The sequence below is a fragment of the Trinickia caryophylli genome, from assembly GCF_034424545.1.
Classification (GTDB): Bacteria; Pseudomonadota; Gammaproteobacteria; order Burkholderiales; family Burkholderiaceae; genus Trinickia; species Trinickia caryophylli.
On the sequence record NZ_CP139971.1, the window covers coordinates 658,199 to 683,026 of the forward strand.

Genomic DNA, 24,828 nt, shown 5'->3' on the forward strand with positions numbered 1-24,828 from the left:
GTACTCGTTCTGAACGCTACCACCCATATTTGAGTTCGAGACCGGCGTAGTCGGCGTTATGCCCGCCCGCCTGACGAATCGCATCTCCCACCTGAAAGTGGACGGCTTCGAGAGATCCGATCAAGTTGGCCGCGATCGTCCAGTCCGCGCGAAGCTGCACGTACATCCCCGTCCACAGCCCGCCCCTGCCCGCGGTACCGGGCACGGCCTGGTTCGCCTGCTGATAGACCGCATCGCCGGTCGTCTCGCGCCACTGGAAGCCCAACGCGCCGAGCAGCGAGAGATTCGCCGAGGGCTTGAGCGTGACGGAAGGCTTCACGTGGATCAGGTTCGTATAGCCGGTGTAGCCCGCGAGCGTAAAGTAGTAGCCGTTCGGGAACAGTGAATTGAACGTCCCGACCCGGCCGTCGTGCGGATGTCGGTCGCCGGACGCCACATCGACCTGCAGCGCCAGACGGGGCGACCACGGCAAGTCGAGCTTGTAGCCCGCGATCGAACCCACCGCCCACGCGCGGATCGTGGCGTCACCGACCGTCCCGGTCTGCAGCATCGCTTCCACGTCCCAATCGAAGCGCTCATGCGTGCCGGAATAGCGCACATCCCAGACATCGCGATGCTCCGGGCCCATTGCATCGATGAAGTGCGCATTGCTGCGGTTGTAGCGCGACCAGTAGCCGGAGAGATCGCCAGGGCCCACCGACTGCCGTTCGAAGCGCACGCCGCTGAACGTGAGACTGCGGTTCGACACGTCGTCGAATGGCGACGCGCTGCGGTTCTCCACCGGTTGAGTCGCATACGCGATAAAACGCCACTTCCGGTACTCGTAGTCAGCCCAGACCGCATCGAATGCCTGACGCACGTTCGGGCCGTCGCGCACCGAGACGAAGCGCTGAAGATCGAATGCCATTTCCTGGCGGCCAACGCGAAACTTGAATGTCCCGCCGCCAACGGCGCCGCTATAGGTAGCGAATGCCTGCTCGAGATCGAGCGGATTCTTGTCCACCGGTTTGATCGTGTTTTTCGCGTACGCCCGCGCATCCTCGAGCTGCACGAAGAACTGCCAGTGCCCGCCGATATGCACATCGGCATGAACCTCGGTTCGCTGAAGCAGATAGGTGTCCGACTGGGCGGAGCCGATGCCGAACAGCGGCGCATTGTTGCTTTCGACGCGCTCGCGCAGATTCACGCCCAGCGACAGATACGAATCCGGGTCACCGCCGAGCGGCATGTACTTGAGCGCGTCGAGCGGCTTACGAGGAACGCATGGGTTCGCAAGCGCCGACCAGTCCTCCTGCCAGCGGTTGAAGAGCACGATCGGTCGTCCGGCATCGCACACGGCTTTCGACGTGCCACCGACTCCCGATGCGGTCGCTGCATCCGCCGCCAGCTTGACCGCCGGCGCTTGCGAGGCCGTTTCGGCCACGGCCGCGCCAGCCTGCGCCACCGTGATCCCGGCGAGGGCGGCAACGCTCGCCGTCTTTTCCACCCGATGCACGCGCATTGCGGCGGACAGAACGATTCGAATCATGCGCGCCCCACCGTCGCCGCTCGTTCGTGCTCGCCCGCCGTCAATGCGAGCGCCGCGAGCGCACATACCGGCGCAGCCAACGCCCAGAATCCCGCGTAGCGAAAGGCGAACGCGCCAGCCGTCGCGCCAATGGCGAAAGCGACGATGGCCGGCATCATCTTCGCGAACCGCGCGCGCGCCGACGCGCGTACGCTCTCGGCAGTACGCGCCGAGAGCATATCGACGGCATCGAGAATCGCCTGCGTGACGTTGCCCGTCATCACCGTATTGGGCACGCCCGCGCGCTGGATCAAACGCGGATGTGCGTTCTGCACGCCCATCGCCAACGCGCCCAGTACGCCGGCCAGAATCGCCGGCAGCCCGTCGGGCCGGCCAATCGGGGTGGACCACACCCCAGCCGCGCAGAAGGCCGCCATGAGGACGGCCTGTACCGCATAGAGCAGGCGCGCGCCGTGCAGAATATGCCGCCCCGACAGCGATCGCACCAGCAGAGCGCTGAAAACGACTCCGCCAATGAACGCGGGAAACACGATGAGCTTCAGGAAAACGCCTTGTGCATAGCCCGCAATGCCGGCACCGATCAGCACGAAGTTGCCGGTCACGTGCGCGGTGAAGAGCCCGAACAGCGCCACAAAACTCAGCGTATCGACGAACCCTGCGATCGCCGCAAGAACCGTGTCTTCGGATTTCATGTCGCGGCACTCGCGTGTATTTCGGCGATGTATCCGCCCGGAAACTGCACGATTGCGGCGGTACGCCCATCGGATGTGAACGGCGGCACGAGCACCGTCACGCCCGCGGCCTGGGCTTTGCGCAGTGTCTCGGCGAGATCGCGCACTTCGTAGCCCGTCATTTCGCGGCCAAACGGATAGGGCAAGTGCCCGTCCGTCACGATCACCGTCATCCTGCCAAAGCCGGACTCCAGGCGGACACGGCGATAAGTGTCGTTCGGGCGCCCGATTTCGATACCGGGTGCATTGCGTACGTCGGAAACAATCCGGCCTTGCGAGAATCCGCTGAACTTCTGGATCAGCTTGTCCGCGCTATCGGGCGAAACATACACGCGGTTTTCGGGAACCGTCTGCAACGCATCGTAATGCGGTGCCTCGGTATGCCAGTACAGCTGCATGTTGACGCCGCCCGGCCATGAGATGACGACATCGCGGCCGATCGGATCCGGGAAGGTGTCGACGATCACATTCGCACCGTGCATACGCGCGGACCGCACCGCCGCATCCATGTCGCTCACGAGGTAGCCCGTACGCTCGGCGCCAAACGGATAAGGCACAGGCGTCTTGAAACCGAATACGGAAATCGTCCCCGACGGGGTAAATACGAGCTGCGACATCGTCTGGCTCGGCGTCGGCGTCACCTGGAAAACGCCCTCCTTCGATTTGCTGCCGCCGAACGTCGCGACAAAACTGTCCGTAAAGCGATCGAAGTCTTCCGGCGCGACGTAGACGTGCGTGGTGTCGTACTGCGGCCCGACGGCGAGCGACGGCGCGGCGTGCGTCGCAGCCGGTGTTTTCGCAAACGATTCGGGTACGGCGACCAGTTGGCTGGCGATCATCAGCGCCAGTAGCGCCGAGCGAATTTTTCTCATGAACGACTCCTTGTTATTTCATCCAGGTTCGACGATTCACGACCGACGGTAACTGCCGTCGCTCGGTGAATCGCTGAGAGCGGTGGCGAGCACGAGCGCGGCAATCAGGCCAAGATGCTCGAAAAAGCTATTGAGGGCCATGAAACGCGCAGCGCCAGCGTGGTTCCAGAAATCGTTGGCGACGAGCATCGCAACGACTGTCAGCACGCCGAGCCCGCCGGCGCCGACCCACGTGAAGCGACGAAACACGACGCACAGCGAGCCGACAATCTCGACCGCTATTGCGAGCACGGCCCAGAGAGCGGCGGGATGCAGGCCAAAATGCGCTTGCTCCGCAGTGGCGCCACCGAAGTGCAACGCCTTGTCGATACCGCCTATGAGATAGGCGGATACCAACGCCAGGCGCACGAGCGGCATCGTCCACGGCTGGGCGAGCAGCACGCGAACCCATTCGGGGTTGCTACGGCGCGTCATGGTCGCCATGTCAGATTGCCCAACACGAACAACCGAACGCCCCCCAGAAACCCTTTGTGTCCGAAGTCGGCAACGCACTGCTCCACGCCTTCGCATGGGCATGGCCATGCAGGCCGCAGCTGCTCGCACAGCCGCACGCGGCGGCTGCGCGCTGCAGCGGTGCGCCGTCGCGCTGCGTCGCGCCCCAGCCACCATAGCCTCCGAACTGTCGCACCGGCGACCAGTCGGGCATCGCCGGCGGCACCGGCGCGTCGTGGCTCGCAAACGGCCCCGCGCCCCAAACGATCCGGCCACCGACCACCGTCAACAAAGAGGTGGTATCGAGGATGTCCTGCTCGGCACACACAAAGAAATCGCGGTCCGGCACCATCAGATCGGCAAGCTGCCCAACCGCGATACGGCCTTTATTGCCGTCTTCGTTCGAGAACCACGTGACATACTCCGTCCACATGCGCAGTGCCGTTTCGCGATCGAGCAAATTGCGCTGGGGGTACATCCGCAGGCCACCGATCGTCTTGCCGGTCACGAGCCATGCGAGCGACACCCATGGGTTGTACGACGCCACACGCGTCGCATCGGTGCCGGCCGATACCTTGAGTCCCTTTTCGAGCATCCGCGCGACAGGCGGCGTGGCTTCCGCCGCCTTCGTGCCGTAGCGCTCGACGAAATACTCGCCCTGGTAAGCCATCCGATGTTGTACGGCGATACCGCCTCCAAGCGCGGCGATTCGATCCATCGAACGCTCCGAAATGGTTTCCGCGTGATCGAAGAACCAGCGGATGCCATCGAGCGGGATGTCCTTGTTCACCTTCTCGAATACGTCAAGCGCCCGACTGATGGTTTCGTCGTACGTCGCATGCAGTCGCCATGGCCACCGGTTCTGCGCGAGCACGCGCACCACGCTTTCGAGTTCGTCCTCCATTTCCACCGGCAACTCCGGGCGGGCAACTCGAAAATCTTCGAAATCCGCCGCGGAGAACACCAGCATTTCGCCTGCACCGTTATGGCGGAAGTAGTCGTTGCCGTCGTGATACTTGACCGTGCGCGTCCAGTTCACGAAGTCGTCCTTTTCGGCCTTCGGCTTCTGCGTAAAGAGGTTGTAGGCGATGCGAACGGTCATCTCGCCCGCATCGTCCAGCTTGCGGATGACTTCGTAATCGTCGGGGTAGTTCTGAAAGCCGCCGCCCGCATCGATCACGCTCGTGACCCCAAGGCGATTGAGCTCGCGCATGAAGTGGCGAGTCGAGTTGTATTGGTACTCGAGCGGCAGCTTCGGCCCTTTCGCTAGCGTTGCGTAGAGAATCGAGGCATTCGGATTGGCGAGCAGCAGACCCGTGGGGTTGCCAGCCGCATCGCGCATGATCGTGCCGCCCGGGGGCTCTGGCGTGTCCTTCGTATAGCCGACGACGCGCAACGCGGCGGCATTGAGCAACGCCCGATCGTACAAATGCAGAATGAAGACGGGTGTGTCGGGCGCCACCGCGTTCAGCTCGTCGAGCGTGGGCAGGCGCTTTTCCTCGAATTGATGTTCGGTGAAGCCGCCGACCACCCGCACCCATTGCGGTGCGGGCGTAATCGCCACTTGCTGCCTGAGCATTTCCATTGCAACCGCGAGCGAGCGCACGCCGTCCCAGCGCAACTCCATGTTGTAGTTCAGGCCGCCGCGAATCACATGCGTGTGATTGTCGATCAGGCCGGGCAGCATCGGGTGGCCCTTCAGATCGATGACTTTGGTCGACCGGCCCGCCAGCGGCATCACTTCGGCATCGCTGCCGACGGCGATAAAACGGCCATCGGCGATTGCGACTGCCGTCGCTATCGGGTTCGAACGGTCCAACGTGGTAATCCGTCCGTTGCGGAGAATGAGATCGGGTTGGGTGTCGGTTACGCTCACGAGCGTTGCCTCCAGGTCGGTTAGAAGCCGAACAGATGTTTGACGGATGCCATTGCCTGTTCGCCTATCAACATGCCGAGCAAGCCGATGAGGGCAATCAGCGGCGGTGCGGGCGAACGCACTTTGATCGCGCTGTAGATCACACCTATCAGCGCGCCAGCGCATAGTGACAGCAGATACGGTTCCATACGGTCAGCCTCGATTACGGCATCGTTCGGCGATTGTCGGTGCGGCCCGCCGATAAAGGCATAAAGGCGCGCCGCACCGGCTCTGACGGGTAACGCCAGGGAATTACTTTGCAGCCACTGCCGGCAGCACCTGATGCGGCTCAGCCGTACGCTGGGGTGCCTTGTGAACCATCGTGTACGCGTAATCGATACCCATGCCGTACGCGCCCGAATGCTCCTTCGCGATCGCCATGACGGCGTCGTACGTTGCGCGGTGCGCCCAGTCACGCTGCCACTCGAGCAGAACCTGCTGCCACGTCACCGGAACGACGCCTGCCTGGATCATGCGTTGCATCGCATAGTCGTGCGCGTCCTTCGACGTGCCGCCCGATGCGTCGGCCACCATGTAGATTTCGTAGCCGCCTTCAAGCATCGCGCAAAGCGCGAACGTGGTATTGCAGACTTCCGTCCACAAACCCGCAACGACCACCTTCTTCCGGCCGTTCGCCGCCAGCGCATCGCGAACCTTTTGGTCGTCCCACGAGTTCATCGACGTGCGTTCGAGCAGCTTGTGATCGGGAAATACATCGAGCACTTCCGGATAGGTGAAGCCAGAGAAGCTTTCCGATTCGACGGTGGTGATCGTGGTCGGAACGTTGAAAACCTTGGCCGACTTGGCCAGTCCGACGACGTTGTTCTTCAGCACCTGACGGTCGATCGACTGCACGCCGAAGGCCATCTGCGGCTGCTGGTCGATGATGATCAGTTGGCTGTTCTGGGGCGTCAGTACTTCAAGCTTGGGATTGCTCATGGCGCTTATCGTCCTTGTGAATCAGTAAAAATGAGGCACGCTTTCGCGTGTGGGGGCACGTCACGACGGCTGTCGACGCCGTCGGGATACTTCGGAAGCATGGTTGCCAGGCAGCGCGCCGAACATGTGCTGGCTGCATTTCGCTTCACGCCACGCCGCACGCAGCTTGAAGCCCGAGAACAGCCGTCGCGCGACAGGCAGAATCTGTTCACCGGCCAGCATGCCGAGCAAACCCGTCAGTGCAACGACGGGCGGCGCGGGCGATTGCACGCTAATCGCGCCATAGACAGCGCCGGCGAGCATGCCGGCAAGAATCGAAAAAACATACGGTTTCATGAACGGCCTCTTTGACTATCCGACTACCCGCGGCATCGATTGCACCAGCGTCCTAACTTGTGACGAAGACTACGCAAGGCCCGACGGAATGTCCTGAAATCCGCCTGAAACGTCCTGAAGACAAACACTCGATCGATGCGGGCGTCGCGCCTTCACCGACACGCGGCACAGCGGTGGCTTCAGAATGTTTCAGTAGTGCTTCGATCGCCGATCCGGTCAACGCGCAGCGTGCCGACTCGGCGGGTACGGCAGGGAGATCGGTGGGGGGCGCGCGCCAATATGCGCGGCTACTTGTGCGGCTACTTGTGCGGTCGCCGCGGCCACGCCGGCGCCGAGGGCTGCACGATGTCGTCGATCTCGATCGTACGCAATACCGACGCCAGAATCATTTCTCCGGCATTCAATGCCCGCTGCTTGCGAAGGCGCGGTTTGAATATTTCGTCACCGCGACGGACAGTCCGTCCGCTTACCGCGCATATACCCGACCGACGGGCGCGCGCGGCTTGCCAGGTTTGGTATCCGTACGAGCATCGCGTCGCATCGTGCCACGCGATGGTGGCCGCCTCGGCGCCTTGTCGCTCGAGTAGACGGATGGTGATATCGCGTGGATTGCACCGTCCGGCGTTCCCGGTTTGCTGCCGACGTTCATGCGCCGCGAGGGAACCCGCGTGCGGGCCCCCAACGTCGTTCGGACCGACCACGCGCAATAGCAGATTGACGGTATGTCGCCACGGATCCCCGCTCGTTTCGAACATCGACATGTCACGCCCCCTGCTATTGTTCCTGGATGAGGTATCCGCCTGCTACATCTTCAAGAAGGACAGGAGATCCGCATTCACCTGCTCCGCATGCGTACCGCACATACCGTGCGGTGCGCCGGCATAGACCTTGAGCGTCGCCTGCTTGACGATCTTGGCCGCCAGCTTTGCCGAATCGTCGATCGGAACGATCTGATCGTCCTCGCCGTGCAGGAACAACGTCGGTACGTCGATTCGTTTCAAGTCTTCGGTATAGTCGACCTCCGAAAACTGCTTGATGCATTCGTATTGGCCCTTGATCGATCCCAGCATGCCCTGACGCCAGAAATCCTGGATCAGCCCCTCCGATCGTTTTGCGTTCGGGCGGTTGAATCCGAAGAACGGCGTGGCCAGATCGAGATAGAACTGCGAGCGGTTCCCGGCGACGCCTTTGCGAATGTTGTCGAACACGTCCATCGGCAGCCCGCCGGGGTTACTCGCGGTCCTCAACATGATGGGTGGAACGGCGCCGATCAAGACCGCCTTCGCGACCCGCTTCGTGCCATGCCGGCCGATGTAGTGCGCGACTTCGCCACCTCCCGTTGAATGCCCCACCAGCATCGCGTTCCTGATATCGAGCGTATCAAGCACGGCCGTCAGGTCGTCAGCGTAGGTGTCCATATCGTTACCGCCCGACGACTGTCCCGAGCGGCCATGCCCACAACGATCGTGTGCTATCACGCGATAGCCCTGATTCACGAGAAACAGCATTTGAGGGTCCCACGCATCCGCGCAAAGCGGCCAGCCATGCGAGAAGACGACCGGGGTTCCCGAACCCCAGTCCTTATAGAAGATTTCGGTGCCATCCTTGGCTTTGACGAATGTTCCGATCTCCGAGTGGCGGTGTGCGGCCGCCTGACCGTGCCCGGTCGCCGCGCCCGCGTGGCCTGCCGCGCTCGCCGGCAGGCTCGACATCGCCGCCATCGCGCCGGCCATGCTCGCACCGGCCGAAACCAATCTACGGCGCGTTGCGCACGGCGCCGTCGTACTGTCTTGCTTGCTCATTGCGTCTTCTCCGTCAATGCGTCGGGTCGCGCGCGTTGCGGCGCGTCGATGCGTCCGCCAGGTTTGTTACCTCGATTGATACAGCGATGGTCCGCCGGCTGTATCACCAGACCCAAGAATAGCGACGAGCGCGCGTGAAGTCCTGAATGAGGGCTTAAACGTCCTGAACGGAAATTCGGCTTTAAATTTCTTTACTTTTCCCGAACCCTATGTGCGAAATGCTAGGTCGACCATCGCGATCCGAGGACCAATCCGCAGAAGTTGATACGCCGATAGTTTGGATCGCACCGGTCGAGTATGTCGGCGTTAATCGATCCGAAAGCGGTTTCCGGCCGGCGCTCCATTCCACGCGCATATACCTCGAGGATTTCGTGCTTGAACTCACTTTCTCTCGGGAAGGCTCGCACGACTTCATCACGTTGCCGCGGGGTAAATTCATCGTAGCGCGCGCCACGTAGATCCATCTGCACACCCGCGCTGACCAGAAAAACCAGCGGCGACATATATTCCGGGATACCGGGGGTCGTGTGCAGCGCGATGGCGGTCCATACTTCGGTCACCGCAGGCTCGCCGATACCGTTGCTTCGCAGAAAATCCCGCGCTTCATCGGCGCTGTCGATTTCGAAGCGCCGGGGTGACCGGCAGTAGCGCGCGTTCAGTCCGACGTTATGAAACAGTGCCGCGACGTAAAGCAATTCATCGTCGAACAGCAAGGCCTCGCGATAGCCCGTCAACGCGCCAAACAGAAAAGAGCGCAACGCATGTCGAAGAAGCATCGTCGATTCGACGCAACGGATGCGATCCAAGGCTGCACGAGTGAGCGCGCTATCCGGAATCTCGACCCCGGCTATGGTCGTTTTCAAATTGCATCTCCCCGCCGAACGGCGGCTTCACACTCCGGCCACCCCGGTCAAAATCGGCTTCACGCAAAATTTGTAGCCGGCGTTATAGAGAATACGCTTGGCGGCCTTAAAAATCCTGAAGGCTGCTGTAAAGATGGGAAATCGTGGCGATCGCCAAAACGCTCCGCGTGGGTGCGGTCAAGGGCGTCTACGAACGGTGACCGTCGGCCCGCTTTCGCGGCGGTTGCACAATCACCGCGCAGATGTCAGCCGCGCTTTCGCCATCACGACGTTTTGCGAACACGAGGCAACGATGGCGAGGCGAGTCGTTGCGGGCGTTACCATTCCCGACACCCCTCGCGCGCGGCTGCGGCCCAGGCGTCCGGACGACATTCGGAAGCGCAGGCACGGACATGCGCGAACGCTGGAACCCGAATGTCCGGCGCGCCAACCCCAGTGGCCAGTTGCCTGGCTCGAAGCGGCAGGTCAGTGCGTTCGGCGCCACGCCCCGGGCGTTTGTCCGACGATCCGCCTGAAGATCCGCGTGAAATGGGCCTGGTCGCTGAAGCCGTACTTCTGGGCGATTTCAGCCGTGCATAGAGGCAGCTCCCTCAGGTCGGACTGTGCGGCGGCGATGCGTACGTTCAATCTCCATTGATGGGGCGTTTGGCCCACGCTCAGCCTGAAAGTGCGAAAAAAATGCGCTACCGACTGATTAACGGACGCGGCAACGTCCGCCATGGAAAGTTCAGCGGCCAGATCGGACTGAAGCATCCTCAGAGCACACGAAAGCCACGGAATCTGCTGTGCCCCGCTCGGAGCCGCCGCGCGACATCGGGCTTCTTCCGGGTCGATTTTCATGGGGCTCCTCCGTGGGGTCAGCTTTCATAACCGGCAAGAACGGAGTCTGCCCCACGAGGACGTCGATGGGTACCTATATGGAATCAAGACATATTTGAGAAAAAATCAAGAATGCCTCCGCACGGCACACCGCCCGCCGCAACCATCGGCACCAGCTTCGCCGAAGCGTCGTTCCCGTTTCGCGCCGCGTCGAAGAGCATTTTCGTTCAAGACGCAGCGGCCCTGATTCCGTTACATTCGTTGCGTCCAATCACTTGCAGCCTGGGTATGCCTTAACCGTACCCGCATTCGTTGCGCTCGCTACTCAGCGGTCCCCGGAGATGCCCATGGTCAAGATCGGCACATTGCTGGTGAATTTCGAACGACGGGAGATCCAACGGAACGGTCTGATGCTACGTGTCAGCGCTCGTGCGTTCGATATCCTCGAAGTACTGTTTCGCGCCAACGGCTCGATCGTCACCAAAGACAAGATTATCGAAGCGGTTTGGCGAAATCAGATCGTCGAGGAAAACTGCCTGCAGGTTCATGTTGCCGCATTGCGCAAGGTGCTGGATGCCGATCGCGAACTCATCAAGACGGTGAACGGCCGCGGTTATATGCTGGTACCGTTCTCCGGTGTCCCGCGCGAGGCTGCCGTCACGGCGGCGTTGCCCCCCATTACGCCACTCATTGGCCGCGACGAGGATGTATCGCTCATACGGGCGCAGTTGCGGCAGACGCCGGTCGTCACCCTGGTTGGCGCGGGCGGTATCGGCAAGACGGCGCTGGCGTATTGCATTGCTCGCACATTGAGTGAGGAGAGAGAAGGCTCCGTGCACTTCGTCGAACTGGCCTCGTCCACCTCGCGCGAGGCGGTCATCGCCACGCTCGCGGTGGCGCTGCAAGCCGACCCGTCGCAAGCGATGCGGGATCCCCGCTCACTGCTGAGCGGATTGCACACGAGGCGCGCGTTCCTGGTACTCGACAATGCCGAGCACGTGATCGACTCGGTGGCCGGTATCGTCGAAGCGCTCATCTCCGGTCCGAACGCGCCGGGTGTGCTCGTGACGAGCCGCGAGCCGCTTGCGATTCGCGGTGAAGCGGTGATTCGGGTCGAGCCGCTTCCAGTGCCGCCTCGCGACGCGAGCTCCGAGGAGATCCTCGCGTACGGCGCGGTCGAGATGTTTCTGCTGCGCGCCCGCAATCTTGCGCCAGGTTGCGCCAGCGACGCGGCGAGCATTCACCTCGTTGCGGATATCTGCCGGCGTCTCGAAGGTTTGCCGCTCGCCATCGAGCTGGCTGCGGCACGGGTAGCGACACTCGGGGTCAAGGGCGTCGCGGCGCGCCTCGACGACCGCTTGAATCTGTTGAGCGGCGGTCTGCGCTCTGCTTTGCCGCGTCATCAAACCTTGCGCGCGACGTTCGACTGGAGCTATGGCTTGCTCGATGCCGAAGCGCGCGCCGTGTTCCGCTGCCTTGCATTCTTTTCTGGCGCCTTTACGTTCGACGCCGTTTGCTCGGTCGCGCTGGAACCCGGCGTGCCGATCGCGGTGGCGATCGCATCGCTCGGCGAACTGGCCGCCAAATCGCTGCTCGCGGTCGAATTCCACGGGGCGATCGCGCTATATCGCCTCACCGAATCGACGCGTGCCTATGCGATGGAGAAGCTGCGCGATGGGGGCGAGGTCAAGCGCGTCGCGTATCGACATCTGCGCTACCTTCAACGGCAAATCGAGGATCGCTCGGCATTGACGCCCTATCGCACGGAAGGGCAGCCGCTCGGTCATCCGTCGCTGGACGAAGCGCGCAGCGCGTGGGATTGGGCTTTCTCGGCCGAGGGCGATCCGGCACTCGGCGTGGCGCTCGCAGGCTCGCTCGTCGGCACACTGCTCGACACATCGCACGCGCACGAATGTCGCGAACGTGCGGAGCATGCGCTTGCGACGCTCGACAGCTTGCCGATCGGCACCATCGACGCCGTCTGCGAGATGCGCCTGTGTTCCGCATACGCGGCATCGCTGATTCTGACTGGCGGCACCGCATCCGACGCGGCCCGGTTGTGGAACCGAGTGCTCGAGCGCGCGCAATCCAGCGACCACGAGATCTTCGCAGCCCGTGCGCAATGGGGCCTGTGGAACGTGGCGATGACGAGCGGCGATATCCATGCGGCACTACGCTTCGCTACGCGCTTCGACGCGCGCGCGCAGAGCGAGGGCACGCCTTGGCAAAAGCTGTGTGCCAGCGCGACACTCGCGGCGACGCTGCATTGTTTCGGAGAGCATGCTCAGGCGCGCGAACGCCTCGAGCGGACCCTTTGCGCGCTCGAAACACTCGGGCAGCCCGCGCACGAGGAAAGTGGACTGGCGGTGGATCCGCGCATCTTCGGCACGGGCACACTTGCGCGTATCGCATGGCTCCAAGGCGATACGGCACTGGCGTTGCAACTGGTGGAGCGTGCCATCAACTTCCTGCGTGCCGATATCCTCGAACCGTCTCTTTGCCATCTCCTTGCTGTGTTGGCCGTGCCGCTCGAACTGGCATGCGGCGAGATCGAAGCCGCGTCCCACCATATCGGTTTACTGCGCTCGCAAGCCGCGCTGAACCGGTTCGACGGGTGGCAGGATTACGGCCAGTGTCTCGCCGGCCAACTCGAATTGGAGACGGGGAATCCCGAAGGTTTGAAGCATCTCGAGGCCGGTTTGGCTGCGCTTGCGTCACGCGGGTACCGACGGCTGACCGCACCGCTGATTTGTACCTACGCACAAGCCTTGGCCGAGCGCGGGCGCATCGAAGAGGCCATCACAAAGCTTGACGACGCACAGCGCCACTGTGAAGCCCACGGCGATCTCGGTTTCGCCGCGGAACTCGTGCGCGTCCGCGGCGTTGTCGAACTGGCTAACGCACGGCGACATCAGGCGCGTGGCAGCCAGAGCGAGATGCCGTATGTCGAGGCGGGCCGCCGTTACTTGCGCGAGGCCATGGCACTCGCCCGTGAGCAGAGCGCGCGATTGTTCGAATTACGGGCGGCACTCGACTTGGGCGAGTCATTCGCGAAATCCGGCGACGCGAAGGAGGCGCTGGCGGTGCTGAGACCGTTTTCGGCGTTCACGCCGCAAGCTTGCGGCACGCCGCGCTTGCCTGAGGCGCGCAAGCTCGCGGATCTGTTCAGCCTCCTGCAAGCGAACGCCGTGTGCGCACCGGGTGCGAGCTGATGCTTCGTGTGCAAGGCGGCTTGCAGCCTCAGCCAAAACACTCGTTCTCTTCGAAGTAGTGAATTGGCCTTCTCTAGTAAGCCTGCTTCTCGAAAGTTACGCCAAAAGCTACGCCGAATTATTCTTAAACGGGGACAAAAGACAGGAGCCCAAGAGCCCACGCACTTGAGCGCGGAGTAGCTCGCGCCTTGCAAGCTGTGCAGCGTTGCGTTACACTGCACGGATGATCAAGTCGTTCCGACACAAGGGCATCCAGGGATTCTTCGAGACAGGCTCCGAGAAAGGCATCCGGCCAGATCATGCCGACAAGCTGCATCGCCAATTGACTCGCCTGGACTTAGCTACCGGTCCCGAGGACATGAACGTACCGGGCTGGCGGCTGCATCCTCTAGCTCAGAATCTTGCCGGCCACTATTCGGTGAGAGTCAATGGCAACTGGCGCATGACGTTCACCTTTGATGGCACCGATGCAATTCTGGTGGACTACCAGGACTCTCACTGAGGCAATCATGACTCGAATCTTCAATCCGCCGCATCCCGGCGAAACGCTGCGCGAAGACGTATTGCCCGAATTGGGGCTCACGGTCACGGAAGCAGCCGAGCAGCTTGGCGTGACACGCTCGGCTCTGTCGCGCGTGCTGAATGCCCATGCTGCAATCTCGCCCGAAATGGCATTACGCCTGGAGCAATGGCTGGGCATCGAAAATGGTGGGCGGGCCGACTTATGGATTGCCCAACAAGCAGCCTACGACCTTTGGCAAGCTCGCCAGAAAGGTGTGCCGCACGTCGAGCGCGTCCATCTCGCTGCTTGAGGCAGGCATCGATGAGGAAATCGCCGATCGGTCCAGCTTACAGATGGGGAATCGAGTTCGCGCAAGGTGCGCCGCAAGACATGGCCGCGCTCGCTGTTCGGGCCTCCGTTCGGCAAGGGCGGCTCGTCCAGCAATCGCTGAAGCGAGTTCCTGATCTCGGAAACGTAGGCAGACGCACATGACCGAGCCGCAATAGCCCGAATTAGGGCACCATACTCTCCGTAATGGTTGGAACTAATCGCAGCAACAACTTTCTTCGCCACCATCTTGGGCTCGATATCTGCGTCGACGCTCATCTTGACCAGATCGGAGCAGGCCTGATCGAAAACGAGGCTGACTTCCCATCCCTCTTCCGTCGTGCGTTCAAATAGAGTTCCGGCCAGCGTGAAGAGTTGCCACATCAGATCCATCGCAAGCTTCGGCGCAGCCCGGTAAACATTCGAGACAATAGCAACCCGCATGGCGTCGAGTTCCCGTGCAGGTTCCCCGGCCTGCTCTGCGTCGAGGAACGACGTTTGTTCGCCTAATTCGCTGATCCATTGGTGAACGGCGTCGGACATGTTTTCGCCTTTTTGCGCGGACAGTTCGAATTGCAAGCGACGCCGCATGCACGAATTCGTCATCGCCACCTCGGCCAGCAATGTCGCCAGGAGTTCTGGTCCGAGGGCCACCAGGCAGGTCAACTCGAATCTTGACCGGTTCTGACGAAGCCGGATACTACGTTTTTCCGTTCGTTCATTATTTTCAGCGATTCGAAAAAATCTGAACTAGGATACCAACCAAGCACGGAAAATATTTTTGCAAATCAATCAGTTGCGCGAGCATCACCCAAATCAAGACAGGCACTCACAATCCAGCCCTAAATTATTCGTTCTCTTCGAAGTAGTGCCCGAATTTGACCTGCTTCGTACGAATGTAACGTTCGTTCTCGTCGCGCATCGGAATCGCGAGCGCCACGCGCTCGCAAACGGGAATACCGTGCTTCACGAGCGTGTCGAACTTCTTGGGATTGTTGCTCATGAGTCGGACCGAGCTCACCTTCAACATGCGCAGGATGGCAGCCGCCGAATCGTATTCGCGCGCATCGTCGGGCAAGCCCAGTTCGAGATTCGCCTCGACCGTATCGAGCCCCTGCTCTTGAAGCGCGTACGCCCGAATCTTGTTGGACAACCCGATGCCGCGGCCTTCGTGCCCTCGCAGGTAAAGCAGTACCCCACGGCCCTCGGCGGCGATATAGCGAAGGGCAAGGTCGAGCTGCTCGCCGCAGTCGCACCGGTAGGAGCCGAGCACGTCCCCAGTCACACATTCGGAATGCAAGCGCGTCAGCACCGACGCCTGGTTGCCAACGTCGCCCATGACGAGCGCAAGATGTTCCGTGTCGCCCGGTGCGACACGAAACGCGTAGGACGTGAAGGTGCCGTAACGGGTAGGAAGCCTCGCCGTGGCGGCGAGCGTGACGCATTGTTCAGCGCCGCCGCCCTCTGGCGGCGTTTGGGAAAGCGTGGGCATGACTCTCGGTTGGACTTTGCAAACGGACGTTGCGCAAGGCGCAAAACGGGAGTGTACCGCTATTCGCGGCCTCCCATCCCGGCGTGCTTCCCGCTGCCTCATCGCTCCGATGGACCGCCTATACTGCAATGAACCGGCCTGCGGTTGTCTGGCAACTGTACAGACCGGCCCGCCATCGAAACGAGACGGAGACAAGGCCATGCCGAGCGTTGCGCAAATCCTCAAATCGAAAAACGAGCCGAAGCTCGACCGCGATCACCCCGTCGTCACCATCGGCGCCGATGCATCGGTGTTCGAGGCCGTCAAGATGATGGCGCAATATCAGGTGGGTGCGCTGATCGTCACGGAAGGCGCCGGCAGCAAGATTATCGGCATCGTTACCGAGCGCGACTATGCGCGCAAGATCGTCCTCATGGACCGTTCATCGAAAACCACGCCGGTTCGCGACATCATGACGCGGGACGTGCGCTACGTTCGACCGGGCAACACGGCCGAGGAATGCATGGCTTTGATGACCGCCCACCGCATGCGGCACCTGCCCGTGATCGACAACGAGCAGCTCGTCGGTATGGTCTCGATCGGCGATCTGGTGAAAACGATCATCTCCGAACAGCAGTTCACCATCCAGCAGCTCGAGCACTACATCACCGGCGCGCACATCTGAGCCGGCCGCTCGGGGCGCCCGCGCCTGGGCTGCCCGCTCGAGCGCCATCAGATGCCGAAATAGAGCGACCCGGGCCCGCGCGGCTCGCGGTGTCCCGACTCGCCGATGCTGCCGAGCTGCGCGCCGTAGTCCGCCGCGTCGCTGTCGCCCGCCGGCATGCGCCCGGCGTACCCCGGCTCCGCGCGCTGCAACGCCTGCTGACCCGGTGCAGCCGCGCCCGCCTCCGCCGCGGGCGCGCCCTGGGCAAACGCGGCATATCCCGCGAACGACAAGCACGCCGTTACGATCACACGGCAAAACAACCTCATCATTGCCCATCTCCTTTTAACTGACGCGCGGAGGGCACTCGCTGCCTTCCCACCACCCTCGACCGCGAGTCTACGCGCAGGCGATTCCCCGGAAAAAGCATCGATTTCGAGATTCACTATTGCCGGCACCGCAAGTATCGAGGGGCCGTCACGCCGGGCGTCGAATGTGGTTCTTCAGTCCGAAAAAACCGGAAAACCACGCTGGAATCGGTTTTTCAAATTCGGTCAATCGATTTATCGCCCGGCCAAAATCGGGCAATCGGATTTTCCGGCATTTGCGCCACCGAGTCATCTGTATCCCAAGGTCGAACTTCTACTCGAACTCGTCCTTTTTGCGACAAACCGCCACCGCACGGCGACCCGTGCGCCGTCCCTTCTGATATGATCCTTCAAAAAATCCCTTCCGAATCAGTAAGGAGAAAATAACCTCGGCGATATCGGACAGGTAATATTTTCGACTTCGAGGGAGTTATGCCGCGTCAATTTATCGAACCGATGTCACCACTATGGCGAGCCACGGATGAAAAAACCTGGTTCCGCGCGCTTTCTGCCCTCGGCAGCAGATTAGGCTTCGATCAGACGCTCTTCGCGGTCGTGCCTCGGCCCGGTATGCCGTACAGCGACGTCTATCTGCGCAGCGACTACCCATCCGGCTGGCGGCAAGCCTACGATGAACATGCGTTCGTGCATATCGATCCGACTGTGGCGCATTGCACGACGCAGGTTTCGCCATTCGTCTGGTCGTCGGCATCGTTCATCGACCGGCGTCAAAAAGAAATGTATGAAGAGGCCCGGCATCATGGGCTCTCGGCCGGCATTGCGCTGCCAATTCACGGCCCCAAGCAGGAAGTGGGCATGCTTTGCTTCGTCTCGGGCGAGCGATCGCGCCGCGAGCTGAAAAGTCAGGCGCAGCGTCACCTGTCCACGTTGACGCTGCTGCGCGACGTGGCGTTCGACACCGCGCGGCACTTCATCGCCGACCATGCACAGTCGCTCATTCCCAGGTTGACACCCCGCGAATACGAGTGCCTCAAATGGACCGCCCAGGGGAAGTCCACTTGGGAAATTGCCAGGATCTTCGGGTGCTCGGAAGCGACCGTCAATTTCCATATGACGAACATTCGTGCAAAGTTCGGCGTAAGCTCGCGCAGCGCGGCCGCGGTCAAAGCGACCCGAATGGGCTTGATAGATCCCGATTGAGGCGTGTCAGGCGATGAACGTGCAGGCGTTTGTCAATCGCGCTCGCAATATCCTCATCGGAAATACGCGCCCCGAAATAAAGCCGCAGCAAAATCATCACGGGCTTCGGGATATTCGCACCGAGTTCGAAACGGCTGCCTCGCGATTGCGTGACGCCAAAGCGCGCCCAGAACACTTTTTGGCTCTCTCTCACCCGCCGCCTGTATGCCTGAATAAACGCGTTATCGATTTCCACCTGAATCGGCCGTGCGAACGGATCGATATCGATCGGGTATGCGTCGGTCGCGGACATGTCATTTGCCTCCTTGTGTACTCGGGTACGCGCATCATCCCAAGTATTGGCCTCGATTTGTACCTATCTTGCTTGACAGTTTCGCGCCGCACGCAAAGCGCATATCGTCGATGCGCATTAGGTAATCCTATGGAGGACTGATGAACGCGACGATCACGATCGGTGCACAAAAGCACTTCGATCTCGATGTACTGGCGGATATGTACCGGCTACGCGCAAAGGTGTTCGGAGAGCGGATGGGGTGGGAAGTCGCCATTCTCTCCGGCATGGAAATCGATGGCTACGACGCGCTGTCGCCCCATTATCTGCTTGTCCACGACGAGAAAAACACGCTATGCGGCTGCTGGCGCCTGCTGCCCACGGTCGGCCCGTACATGTTGCGCGACACCTTCGGGCAATTGCTGCACGGCCAGAGCGCCCCCTCGTCGCCCGACGTCTGGGAGCTCAGCCGTTTTGCGATCGTTTCGCCCACCAAGGGGGGCTTCGGCTTCGCCGCGCTCGTGCTCGATACGATGCGCGAGGTCGTCCGATTCGCCGACCGGATGGGCATCGCACGCTACGTCACCGTGACCACCACCGCCGTCGAACGCATGTTGCGCATGGCCGGCATCGAGACGCACCGGTTCGGCCCGCCCATTCGCATCGGCGTGGAAAATGCTGTAGGACTCACGATCGAACTCGGCGCTCAGACCCATCAGGCGCTCTTCGAGCAGGTGGAGGAAGCGCACTGACGAACGCGCGGCGCGCCGCGGCTTTCAACGCGCCGCCGTAAGCAATCGCTTAGGACCACTGACGAAGGGGCTTCCGGGCTCGTAGAACCGCAAAAGCGCGTGCATCTCGCGGCTGAGCCCGATTCGCTTCGTCGCCGCGACGGCACGCGAGGCGGCGCGCGCGGACTCATCCGCCGCGCGCCCGATCCAGAGCGCACCGCCTGCGCAAAGGTCGGCGCCGTCGTGCTCGGGGCCGATGTCGAACGCCGCGCACAGGCGGCCCGGGCCACGCGCCAGATCGATTGCGGCCACCTCGCCGCGTCGTTCGCGCATCAGCGCAATGCCTCCCACCGGCTCGACGGCACGAAAGAGCACGGCCGCGCCGAGGCCTTCAGCTTCGGCCGACATGTTGATCATGTACGACGCACCGTAGACCAGGCGAACGTAGGCATGCCCCGGCGGGCGAAAGAGCGCGGCGTTGTACCGGCGCAGCCCGCGATAGGCATGGCTCGTGGAATCCCCGAGCGGATAGGCTTCAGTCTCGACGAGCCGGCCGCTCACACGCCCCTGCGGCAAGTCGTGCACCAGGTACTTGCCGACCATGAAGCGGGCCAGTTGCACCGTGTCGACGGGCAATTCCTCGCGCGCGAGCGCGATGATCGCGACCGGCGCGGCGCGGCTATCGCCGACTTCCAAAGCGGATGTTTTCATCGGCGGACGAGCAAGCGAGGTCGGTTATCTTATTCGATGTTGTATAAACAGACGATTGCGCCGCGCCCTGCGGCGTTCCTTCGCCCCCACAACAGAGAACAGAGGACCCCCTGACGATGCCCCGACCGCACCATCCGCTACCCGTCTGGACACTGCTTACGCCGCTTGCCGCCTGGATCGTGCTGGCCGCTTCGGCCTACGTGGGCGACCGCGGCCTCTTTCTCGCAATCGTATCCGCCACGCTTGCCGGCACAGTATTCGCGGCGGTGCATCACGCGGAGGTGGTGGCCCATCGCGTCGGCGAGCCGCTCGGCACGCTCGTGCTCGCCGTGGCCGTCACGATCATCGAGGTGGCGTTGATCGTCTCGGTCATGCTCTCGGCTGGCCCCGAAAAATCGGGGCTCGCCCGCGACACCGTATTTGCCGCGGTCATGATCGTGTGCAACGGTATCGTGGGCCTCTGCCTGCTGATGGGTGGATTGCGCCACGGCGAGCAGGACTTCCGCGTAAGCGGCGCCAACGCCGCGCTCTCGGTGCTCGCCGCGCTCTCGGTCCTCACCCTCGTGATGCCGAACTACCTGACGGCCGCGCCCGGCCCCGTGCTCTCGATTCCTCAACTCGCCTTCGCCGGCGTCTCGTCGCTCGTGCTGTACAGCGTGTTCGTTTTCATTCAGACCGTCCGCCACCGCGACTACTTCCTCGTCGCCCACGTGCACGATGGCGGGGCCGCGCATGCGGCGCCCCCTTCGGGGCGCGTGGCGCTTGCAAGCAGCCTCGCACTCGTTGCCTCGCTCGTGGCGGTCGTGCTCCTGGCCAAGCGCCTCTCGCCCGCCGTGGAGCGAGCCGTTGCCGCGGCAGGCGCGCCAGAAGCGGTCGTCGGCATCGTGATTGCCGGACTCGTACTGCTGCCCGAAGGGATGGCCGCCGCCCGCGCGGCGCACGCCAATCGCCTTCAAACGAGTCTCAATCTCGCGCTTGGGTCGGCGCTCGCCAGTATCGGCCTGACCATTCCAAGTGTGGCGGCGGTATTCGTCTGGAACGGCCGCCCGCTTGCACTCGGCCTGGGCGGCATGGAAACGGTGCTGCTCGCGCTGACGCTGCTCGTCAGCACGCTCACGCTCGCCACTGGGCGTACGACGATCCTGCAAGGCGCCGTCCATCTTTCGGTGTTCGCCGCCTACCTGTTTCTGTCCGTCGTCCGCTGAACTTCGCCGGCCGATTGGCGGCCATCGCCGGCATCGGGCGCGATCGCAACTCGTGACGCGGCAAACATCCAAGTTGCGCAAAGGTGACAAAGGTGCAACAGAAATGTATCGAAATGCGGCGGGGCCTGGCCGGTCACAGCGCGCGCCCGGTCGGCATCGCACGCCGCGACGGCTCAGGCCGGGCGGTACCCGCACTGAAGGGCGGCAGGGTCGGCCACCCCGGCTGCGCCGTTAGTTTCAGACGTAACCAGTAGAAACACATTTGACGAAAAAGGGGCCGCGTTGCCCGTTAAAATACGGCCCGCTTTCCCTTACATGTTCCGCCGCCACCGGCCGCCGGCCTCGTGGCGCCACTTGTTCTGTTACCGCCACCGGACGAAGCGTCCCGAGCAGCATGACCAACGACGCAACCTCAATGGACTCACTGGCCGTCGCCGAGCGCGTACGCGCCTTGATGAGCCGTCACGGCATTGCCAAGCGGCAGCAGACGACCGAGCTTTGCCGCATCCTCGAGCTCAGCTTCTCGCAAGGGCACCGCAAGCTGCGCGGCAGCAGCCCGTGGACGCTCGCGCAAATCCGCAAGGTTGCGCAGGCATTCAACGAACCGGCGGCCCAGCTCGTCGGGATGGGTGCAGGTGCCATCACGCCGGCCGACGCGCAGGCCCACGACGCGCTGCTGTGCGTCGGCACGGCGCAGTGGCCCTGCATCGCATGGATAGCCGGGCCCGCCAACGCCCACCGCTGCAGCGAATTCGTCGCCTATGCACGCGCCGGGCAGTGGCGCGTCGTGCGCTGCGAAGGCACGCCGGAGCCCGATGCATGCGACGTCGTCAGAATCGAAATCCATCCTCAACGGACCCAGGTGTGCCGGCCGAGCGTGGCGATCGTCGACAGCGATCATGCGGCAGCCGAAGCGCTGCGCGACTACCTCGCGCAAAACGGGTTTGCGCCGGTGCTGCTCGACGGCCTGCCCGCGTTCGAACGCGCCCTTGGCACGCAAACGTTTGACGCCGTCGTCACCGACTGGCTGTTCGGCGAACAAACGGCGGCCTCGGCCATCGAAACGCTGCGGCGCTCGCCGAAGCCCGACGTCCCCGTCATCCTGTTGACGGGCGAATTGCTGACCGGCAAAGCAAGCGAATCGGACATCAGCGAACTGATTCGCCGCTTCGACGTGACCTGTTACGAAAAGCCCGCGAGGCTCGCGATTCTCGTGGCCGACCTGTCGAAACGCCTCGGGCATGCGTGAACAAAGGCCACCCCGCTCGCGGCCCACGCCCGCTCAAAGGTCGAACCGAACGCCTTGCGCAAGCGGCAGCGCACCGCTGTAGTTGATCGTATTCGTCGCCCGGCGCATGTAGCTCTTCCACGCGTCCGAGCCCGATTCGCGCCCACCGCCCGTCTCTTTTTCTCCGCCGAACGCGCCGCCGATCTCGGCGCCGCTCGTGCCGATATTGACGTTCACGATGCCGCAATCGCTGCCCGCGGACGACATGAAACGCTCGGCCTCGCGCACGTCGTTCGTGAGTATCGCCGACGAAAGCCCCTGCGGCACCGCGTTATGCAACGCGATGGCGTGTTCCAGGTCGTCGTACTCGAGCACATAGAGAACGGGAGCGAAGGTCTCGCGCTCGACGACGGCCGTCTGCGCCGGCATGCGCACGAGTGCCGGCCTGACGTAGTAGGCGCCATCCGCGCCCACCGGCACGCGTTCGCCGCCCGCCACGCGCCCACCCTGCGCCCGGGCATCGGCCAGCGCCTGCTGCATCGCATCGAAGGCCGCGCGGTCGACGAGCGGCCCCACGAGCGTGCCTGCGTCGAACGGATCGCCAACCTCCACCGAGGCGAACGCCGATTCGAGCCGCGGCAGCAGCGTGCCGGCCAGGCTGCGGTGCACGATGAGCCGGCGCAACGTCGTGCACCGCTGTCCGGCCGTGCCCACGGCGGCGAACGTCACGGCACGCACCGCCAGATCGAGATCGGCGCTCGGTGCGACGATCATGCCATTGTTGCCGCCCAGCTCGAGGATGCTGCGCGCGAGACGCTTGCCGAGCACCTGCGCCACCTCCTTGCCCATCCGAACGCTGCCGGTCGCGCTGACGAGCGGAACCTTCGCCGAGCCGGCGAGCGCCTCGCCGACGTCGCGGCCCCCGATGGCAAGCTGGAGCAGGCCGCCCGGCGCGACGCCCGGGTGCGTCTCCTCGAACTTGAACAATGCGCGTTGAAAGAGTGCATGACAGGCGATGGCCGTAAGCGGCGTCTTCTCCGAAGGCTTCCAGACGATGGCATTGCCGCAGACGAGCGCGAGCGCCGCATTCCAAGCCCATACCGCCACCGGGAAGTTGAACGCCGAGATCACGCCGCATACGCCCAGCGGGTGCCACGTCTCCATCATGCGGTGGCCGGGCCGCTCCGAGGCAATCGTCAAGCCATATAACTGGCGCGACAGACCCACGGCGAAATCGCAGATGTCGATCATCTCCTGGACCTCGCCCAGCCCTTCCGAGCGGATCTTGCCCGTTTCCAGCGTCACGAGCCGGGCCAGCACGTCCTTTTCCTCGCGCAGCACGTTGCCGAGCACACGAACGAGTTCGCCGCGCCGGGGCGCCGGCACGTTGCGCCACTTCAGAAAGTCCGCATGTGCCGCATCGATCTTGCGTTCGACGTCGGCCGGCTTGTCGACGGCGAGCATCGCGACCGTCGCGCCGTCGCATGGCGACCGGGCGGTGAGCGCATTGCCCGCCCAGATGGAGAGATCGACGTCGAGCGCGGCAAGTAGGTCGTTGGCTTGCATGAGATCCTCTTTGATCGAAGCGGATTCGAGCCCGGCTGGGTAATGCGGCCGGAACGGGTTCGTGCGGCCCCGAGGCGGCGACGAAAACATATGCGGGGCGCTGCCTCACGATTGAAGCGCTTTCAGGCGCCATCCGCAAGGGCGCGCCGGTGCGCCCCCGAGCTGTTCGCGTCGATTGCAGGCTGACGCTTGCGGTGGCCAGCCGACGAGGGACGGTACTCGCTCGGTTGAATAGGCCTGGGGCCTAACCCCCCGTTTGCTCCACGAGCCAGCTCTTGAACGTCTGCATTGCCGGCGTCATGCGTTTCGACCTCAGCCACGTGAGCCAGTAGCTGCCCGCGTCCACGTCGAGATCGAACACGCGCGTAAGACGCCCCGATCGCAGTTCGCGCTCGAACATGCTCGAGGGCGCGAGCGCAACACCCGCGCCTTGCATCGCCGCTTCCACCATGAGCCGCGACGAGTCGAATACGGGACCGCGAATCGTCCATGGCTCGAGCCCGGCGGCGGCAAGCCAGTGCGACCATTCGTCGGCCCGGTACGATCGCAGCAGTGTCTCGTTCGCGAGATCGGACGGCGTACGCAAGCGCGCGGCCACTTCGGGTGCGCCCAGCACCGCGAGCGGCGCGGCACAGAGCCGCACGGCGTGAATTCCGGGCCAGGCGCCGGCACCGAAGCGGATCGCGCAATCGATCCCCTCCGCGGCAACGTCGACGAGATTGTTGTGCGTGAGCAGGCGCAGTTCGACGAACGGGTGCGCCGCACGGAATTGCTTGAGTCTCGGCATCAGCCAGCCGACGGCGAACGTGCCCACTGCACCGACCGTCAGCACCTCGTGGAAATGACCGCCATCGAATTGCCGAAGTACCGCATCGATTCGGTCGAAGGCATCGCTCAGCACCGGCAGCAGGGCCAGCCCCTCGTCGGTCATGGCGAGCCCGCGCGGCAGGCGCCGGAACAGCACGGCCCCGAGCCGCTCTTCGAGCGCCCGCACTTGCTGGCTCACCGCCGCCTGCGTGACGTTGAGCTCGCGCGCCGCACGCGTGAAGCTCAAATGTCGCGCTGCGGATTCGAATGCGCGCAGCGCATTCAACGGCAGATAACGTCCCATTGC

At 62.9% G+C, this 24,828-nt stretch carries 27 protein-coding genes; 8 read left to right on the forward strand and 19 right to left on the reverse strand.

Translation table 11 applies throughout. The features are described 5' to 3' along the window. Positions 1–16 precede the first annotated feature (16 nt). The 12 genes from U0034_RS22135 to U0034_RS29270 form a co-directional block, all read right to left on the reverse strand. Positions 17–1,528, reverse strand: a complete 1,512-nt coding sequence (locus U0034_RS22135; RefSeq protein ID WP_233211841.1) for an alginate export family protein — start codon at positions 1,526–1,528, stop codon at positions 17–19. Beyond that, positions 1,525–2,220, reverse strand: a complete 696-nt coding sequence (locus tag U0034_RS22140) for a YoaK family protein (protein WP_085224741.1) — start codon at positions 2,218–2,220, stop codon at positions 1,525–1,527. The genes U0034_RS22135 and U0034_RS22140 overlap by 4 nt, the downstream gene beginning before the upstream one ends. Next, complete coding sequence (locus U0034_RS22145) at positions 2,217–3,131, reverse strand: VOC family protein (RefSeq protein ID WP_085224739.1); 915 nt, start codon at positions 3,129–3,131, stop codon at positions 2,217–2,219. Before U0034_RS22145 ends, U0034_RS22140 begins: the two co-directional genes overlap by 4 nt. A gap of 36 nt (positions 3,132–3,167) precedes the next feature. Then, positions 3,168–3,614: a DoxX family protein gene (locus tag U0034_RS22150; RefSeq protein ID WP_085224737.1), complete on the reverse strand. Its 447-nt coding sequence runs from the start codon at positions 3,612–3,614 to the stop codon at positions 3,168–3,170. Position 3,615: 1 nt separating this feature from the next. Continuing rightward, entirely contained in the window at positions 3,616–5,499 is a 1,884-nt protein-coding gene (locus U0034_RS22155) for an amidohydrolase (protein WP_085224735.1), read from the reverse strand. Positions 5,500–5,519: 20 nt separating this feature from the next. Further along, a complete protein-coding gene (locus tag U0034_RS22160; protein ID WP_085224733.1) occupies positions 5,520–5,687 on the reverse strand; it encodes a DUF1427 family protein in 168 nt (55 codons plus the stop codon). A 103-nt stretch (positions 5,688–5,790) separates the two neighbouring features. Beyond that, positions 5,791–6,477 carry a hydrolase gene (locus tag U0034_RS22165; RefSeq protein ID WP_085224731.1) on the reverse strand — a complete coding sequence of 229 codons (687 nt, stop codon included), beginning with the start codon at positions 6,475–6,477 and terminating at the stop codon, positions 5,791–5,793. Between the two features lie 60 nt (positions 6,478–6,537). Then, entirely contained in the window at positions 6,538–6,813 is a 276-nt protein-coding gene (locus U0034_RS22170; RefSeq protein WP_085224729.1) for a XapX domain-containing protein, read from the reverse strand. 299 nt (positions 6,814–7,112) lie between these two features. Beyond that, positions 7,113–7,574 carry a DUF3331 domain-containing protein gene (locus tag U0034_RS22175; RefSeq protein ID WP_085224727.1) on the reverse strand — a complete coding sequence of 154 codons (462 nt, stop codon included), beginning with the start codon at positions 7,572–7,574 and terminating at the stop codon, positions 7,113–7,115. A 42-nt stretch (positions 7,575–7,616) separates the two neighbouring features. Then, on the reverse strand, positions 7,617–8,615 hold the full coding sequence (locus tag U0034_RS22180; RefSeq protein ID WP_085224725.1) for an alpha/beta fold hydrolase: 999 nt from the start codon (positions 8,613–8,615) through the stop codon (positions 7,617–7,619). Between the two features lie 221 nt (positions 8,616–8,836). Then, complete coding sequence (locus tag U0034_RS22185) at positions 8,837–9,478, reverse strand: HD domain-containing protein (protein ID WP_085224723.1); 642 nt, start codon at positions 9,476–9,478, stop codon at positions 8,837–8,839. Positions 9,479–9,943: 465 nt separating this feature from the next. Continuing rightward, complete coding sequence (locus tag U0034_RS29270; protein ID WP_085224720.1) at positions 9,944–10,318, reverse strand: helix-turn-helix transcriptional regulator; 375 nt, start codon at positions 10,316–10,318, stop codon at positions 9,944–9,946. A 326-nt stretch (positions 10,319–10,644) separates the two neighbouring features. On the opposite strand from U0034_RS29270, the gene U0034_RS22190 reads away from it, so the two are divergent. The 3 genes from U0034_RS22190 (at position 10,645) to U0034_RS22200 (ending at position 14,321) form a co-directional block, all read left to right on the forward strand. Next, positions 10,645–13,509 carry a winged helix-turn-helix domain-containing protein gene (locus U0034_RS22190; RefSeq protein WP_085224718.1) on the forward strand — a complete coding sequence of 955 codons (2,865 nt, stop codon included), beginning with the start codon at positions 10,645–10,647 and terminating at the stop codon, positions 13,507–13,509. A gap of 223 nt (positions 13,510–13,732) precedes the next feature. Beyond that, positions 13,733–14,011, forward strand: a complete 279-nt coding sequence (locus U0034_RS22195) for a type II toxin-antitoxin system RelE/ParE family toxin (RefSeq protein ID WP_085224715.1) — start codon at positions 13,733–13,735, stop codon at positions 14,009–14,011. A 7-nt stretch (positions 14,012–14,018) separates the two neighbouring features. Further along, positions 14,019–14,321 carry a HigA family addiction module antitoxin gene (locus tag U0034_RS22200; RefSeq protein ID WP_085224713.1) on the forward strand — a complete coding sequence of 101 codons (303 nt, stop codon included), beginning with the start codon at positions 14,019–14,021 and terminating at the stop codon, positions 14,319–14,321. On the opposite strand, the gene U0034_RS22205 is transcribed toward U0034_RS22200, so the two are convergent. Together U0034_RS22205 and ribA are read right to left on the reverse strand one after the other, a co-directional pair. Continuing rightward, positions 14,255–15,004, reverse strand: coding sequence for a DUF6880 family protein (locus U0034_RS22205; protein ID WP_233211840.1), 750 nt, complete (start codon positions 15,002–15,004; stop codon positions 14,255–14,257). The genes U0034_RS22200 and U0034_RS22205 overlap by 67 nt on opposite strands. A gap of 181 nt (positions 15,005–15,185) precedes the next feature. After that, positions 15,186–15,830, reverse strand: coding sequence for a GTP cyclohydrolase II (gene ribA / locus U0034_RS22210; RefSeq protein WP_085224711.1), 645 nt, complete (start codon positions 15,828–15,830; stop codon positions 15,186–15,188). Between the two features lie 199 nt (positions 15,831–16,029). Between ribA and U0034_RS22215 the strand changes: the two genes are divergently transcribed. Continuing rightward, the gene (locus tag U0034_RS22215) at positions 16,030–16,494 is read left to right on the forward strand and encodes a CBS domain-containing protein (protein WP_085224709.1); all 465 of its coding nucleotides are present in this window, start codon (positions 16,030–16,032) and stop codon (positions 16,492–16,494) included. A gap of 47 nt (positions 16,495–16,541) precedes the next feature. On the opposite strand, the gene U0034_RS22220 is transcribed toward U0034_RS22215, so the two are convergent. Further along, positions 16,542–16,805, reverse strand: a complete 264-nt coding sequence (locus U0034_RS22220) for a hypothetical protein (protein WP_139831108.1) — start codon at positions 16,803–16,805, stop codon at positions 16,542–16,544. A 492-nt stretch (positions 16,806–17,297) separates the two neighbouring features. Here U0034_RS22220 and U0034_RS22225 point away from each other — a divergent pair, with 492 nt between their 5' ends. Then, positions 17,298–18,002: an autoinducer binding domain-containing protein gene (locus tag U0034_RS22225; RefSeq protein WP_085225429.1), complete on the forward strand. Its 705-nt coding sequence runs from the start codon at positions 17,298–17,300 to the stop codon at positions 18,000–18,002. On the opposite strand, the gene U0034_RS22230 is transcribed toward U0034_RS22225, so the two are convergent. Next, positions 17,965–18,294 carry a helix-turn-helix domain-containing protein gene (locus U0034_RS22230; protein ID WP_085224702.1) on the reverse strand — a complete coding sequence of 110 codons (330 nt, stop codon included), beginning with the start codon at positions 18,292–18,294 and terminating at the stop codon, positions 17,965–17,967. The two genes, U0034_RS22225 and U0034_RS22230, sit on opposite strands and share 38 nt — an antisense overlap. Positions 18,295–18,434: 140 nt before the next feature. Here U0034_RS22230 and U0034_RS22235 point away from each other — a divergent pair, with 140 nt between their 5' ends. Then, a complete protein-coding gene (locus U0034_RS22235) occupies positions 18,435–19,025 on the forward strand; it encodes an acyl-homoserine-lactone synthase (protein ID WP_085224700.1) in 591 nt (196 codons plus the stop codon). A 24-nt stretch (positions 19,026–19,049) separates the two neighbouring features. Here U0034_RS22235 and U0034_RS22240 read toward each other — a convergent pair whose 3' ends face one another. Further along, on the reverse strand, positions 19,050–19,715 hold the full coding sequence (locus tag U0034_RS22240) for a DNA-3-methyladenine glycosylase (protein WP_085224698.1): 666 nt from the start codon (positions 19,713–19,715) through the stop codon (positions 19,050–19,052). A 116-nt stretch (positions 19,716–19,831) separates the two neighbouring features. Between U0034_RS22240 and U0034_RS22245 the strand changes: the two genes are divergently transcribed. Beyond that, positions 19,832–20,920, forward strand: a complete 1,089-nt coding sequence (locus U0034_RS22245; RefSeq protein ID WP_085224696.1) for a calcium:proton antiporter — start codon at positions 19,832–19,834, stop codon at positions 20,918–20,920. 394 nt (positions 20,921–21,314) lie between these two features. Further along, positions 21,315–22,169, forward strand: a complete 855-nt coding sequence (locus tag U0034_RS22250) for a helix-turn-helix domain-containing protein (protein ID WP_085224694.1) — start codon at positions 21,315–21,317, stop codon at positions 22,167–22,169. Positions 22,170–22,202: 33 nt separating this feature from the next. On the opposite strand, the gene amaB is transcribed toward U0034_RS22250, so the two are convergent. Both amaB and U0034_RS22260 read right to left on the reverse strand, forming a co-directional pair. Continuing rightward, complete coding sequence (amaB, locus tag U0034_RS22255; RefSeq protein ID WP_085225427.1) at positions 22,203–23,714, reverse strand: L-piperidine-6-carboxylate dehydrogenase; 1,512 nt, start codon at positions 23,712–23,714, stop codon at positions 22,203–22,205. A 244-nt stretch (positions 23,715–23,958) separates the two neighbouring features. Continuing rightward, positions 23,959–24,825: a LysR family transcriptional regulator gene (locus tag U0034_RS22260; protein ID WP_085225425.1), complete on the reverse strand. Its 867-nt coding sequence runs from the start codon at positions 24,823–24,825 to the stop codon at positions 23,959–23,961. Positions 24,826–24,828 lie beyond the last annotated feature (3 nt).

What these genes read in the sequence shown, in the direction of transcription:
- U0034_RS22135 (WP_233211841.1), bottom strand. Translation starts at nt 1,528, where the DNA reads ATGATTCGAATCGTTCTGTCCGCCGCAATGCGCGTGCATCGGGTGGAA.
- U0034_RS22140 (WP_085224741.1), bottom strand. Translation starts at nt 2,220, where the DNA reads ATGAAATCCGAAGACACGGTTCTTGCGGCGATCGCAGGGTTCGTCGAT.
- U0034_RS22145 (WP_085224739.1), bottom strand. Translation starts at nt 3,131, where the DNA reads ATGAGAAAAATTCGCTCGGCGCTACTGGCGCTGATGATCGCCAGCCAA.
- U0034_RS22150 (WP_085224737.1), bottom strand. Translation starts at nt 3,614, where the DNA reads ATGGCGACCATGACGCGCCGTAGCAACCCCGAATGGGTTCGCGTGCTG.
- U0034_RS22160 (WP_085224733.1), bottom strand. Translation starts at nt 5,687, where the DNA reads ATGGAACCGTATCTGCTGTCACTATGCGCTGGCGCGCTGATAGGTGTG.
- U0034_RS22165 (WP_085224731.1), bottom strand. Translation starts at nt 6,477, where the DNA reads ATGAGCAATCCCAAGCTTGAAGTACTGACGCCCCAGAACAGCCAACTG.
- U0034_RS22170 (WP_085224729.1), bottom strand. Translation starts at nt 6,813, where the DNA reads ATGAAACCGTATGTTTTTTCGATTCTTGCCGGCATGCTCGCCGGCGCT.
- U0034_RS22175 (WP_085224727.1), bottom strand. Translation starts at nt 7,574, where the DNA reads ATGTCGATGTTCGAAACGAGCGGGGATCCGTGGCGACATACCGTCAAT.
- U0034_RS22180 (WP_085224725.1), bottom strand. Translation starts at nt 8,615, where the DNA reads ATGAGCAAGCAAGACAGTACGACGGCGCCGTGCGCAACGCGCCGTAGA.
- U0034_RS29270 (WP_085224720.1), bottom strand. Translation starts at nt 10,318, where the DNA reads ATGAAAATCGACCCGGAAGAAGCCCGATGTCGCGCGGCGGCTCCGAGC.
- U0034_RS22190 (WP_085224718.1), top strand. Translation starts at nt 10,645, where the DNA reads ATGGTCAAGATCGGCACATTGCTGGTGAATTTCGAACGACGGGAGATC.
- U0034_RS22195 (WP_085224715.1), top strand. Translation starts at nt 13,733, where the DNA reads ATGATCAAGTCGTTCCGACACAAGGGCATCCAGGGATTCTTCGAGACA.
- U0034_RS22200 (WP_085224713.1), top strand. Translation starts at nt 14,019, where the DNA reads ATGACTCGAATCTTCAATCCGCCGCATCCCGGCGAAACGCTGCGCGAA.
- ribA (WP_085224711.1), bottom strand. Translation starts at nt 15,830, where the DNA reads ATGCCCACGCTTTCCCAAACGCCGCCAGAGGGCGGCGGCGCTGAACAA.
- U0034_RS22215 (WP_085224709.1), top strand. Translation starts at nt 16,030, where the DNA reads ATGCCGAGCGTTGCGCAAATCCTCAAATCGAAAAACGAGCCGAAGCTC.
- U0034_RS22220 (WP_139831108.1), bottom strand. Translation starts at nt 16,805, where the DNA reads ATGATGAGGTTGTTTTGCCGTGTGATCGTAACGGCGTGCTTGTCGTTC.
- U0034_RS22225 (WP_085225429.1), top strand. Translation starts at nt 17,298, where the DNA reads ATGTCACCACTATGGCGAGCCACGGATGAAAAAACCTGGTTCCGCGCG.
- U0034_RS22230 (WP_085224702.1), bottom strand. Translation starts at nt 18,294, where the DNA reads ATGTCCGCGACCGACGCATACCCGATCGATATCGATCCGTTCGCACGG.
- U0034_RS22235 (WP_085224700.1), top strand. Translation starts at nt 18,435, where the DNA reads ATGAACGCGACGATCACGATCGGTGCACAAAAGCACTTCGATCTCGAT.
- U0034_RS22240 (WP_085224698.1), bottom strand. Translation starts at nt 19,715, where the DNA reads ATGAAAACATCCGCTTTGGAAGTCGGCGATAGCCGCGCCGCGCCGGTC.
- U0034_RS22245 (WP_085224696.1), top strand. Translation starts at nt 19,832, where the DNA reads ATGCCCCGACCGCACCATCCGCTACCCGTCTGGACACTGCTTACGCCG.
- U0034_RS22250 (WP_085224694.1), top strand. Translation starts at nt 21,315, where the DNA reads ATGACCAACGACGCAACCTCAATGGACTCACTGGCCGTCGCCGAGCGC.
- amaB (WP_085225427.1), bottom strand. Translation starts at nt 23,714, where the DNA reads ATGCAAGCCAACGACCTACTTGCCGCGCTCGACGTCGATCTCTCCATC.
- U0034_RS22260 (WP_085225425.1), bottom strand. Translation starts at nt 24,825, where the DNA reads ATGGGACGTTATCTGCCGTTGAATGCGCTGCGCGCATTCGAATCCGCA.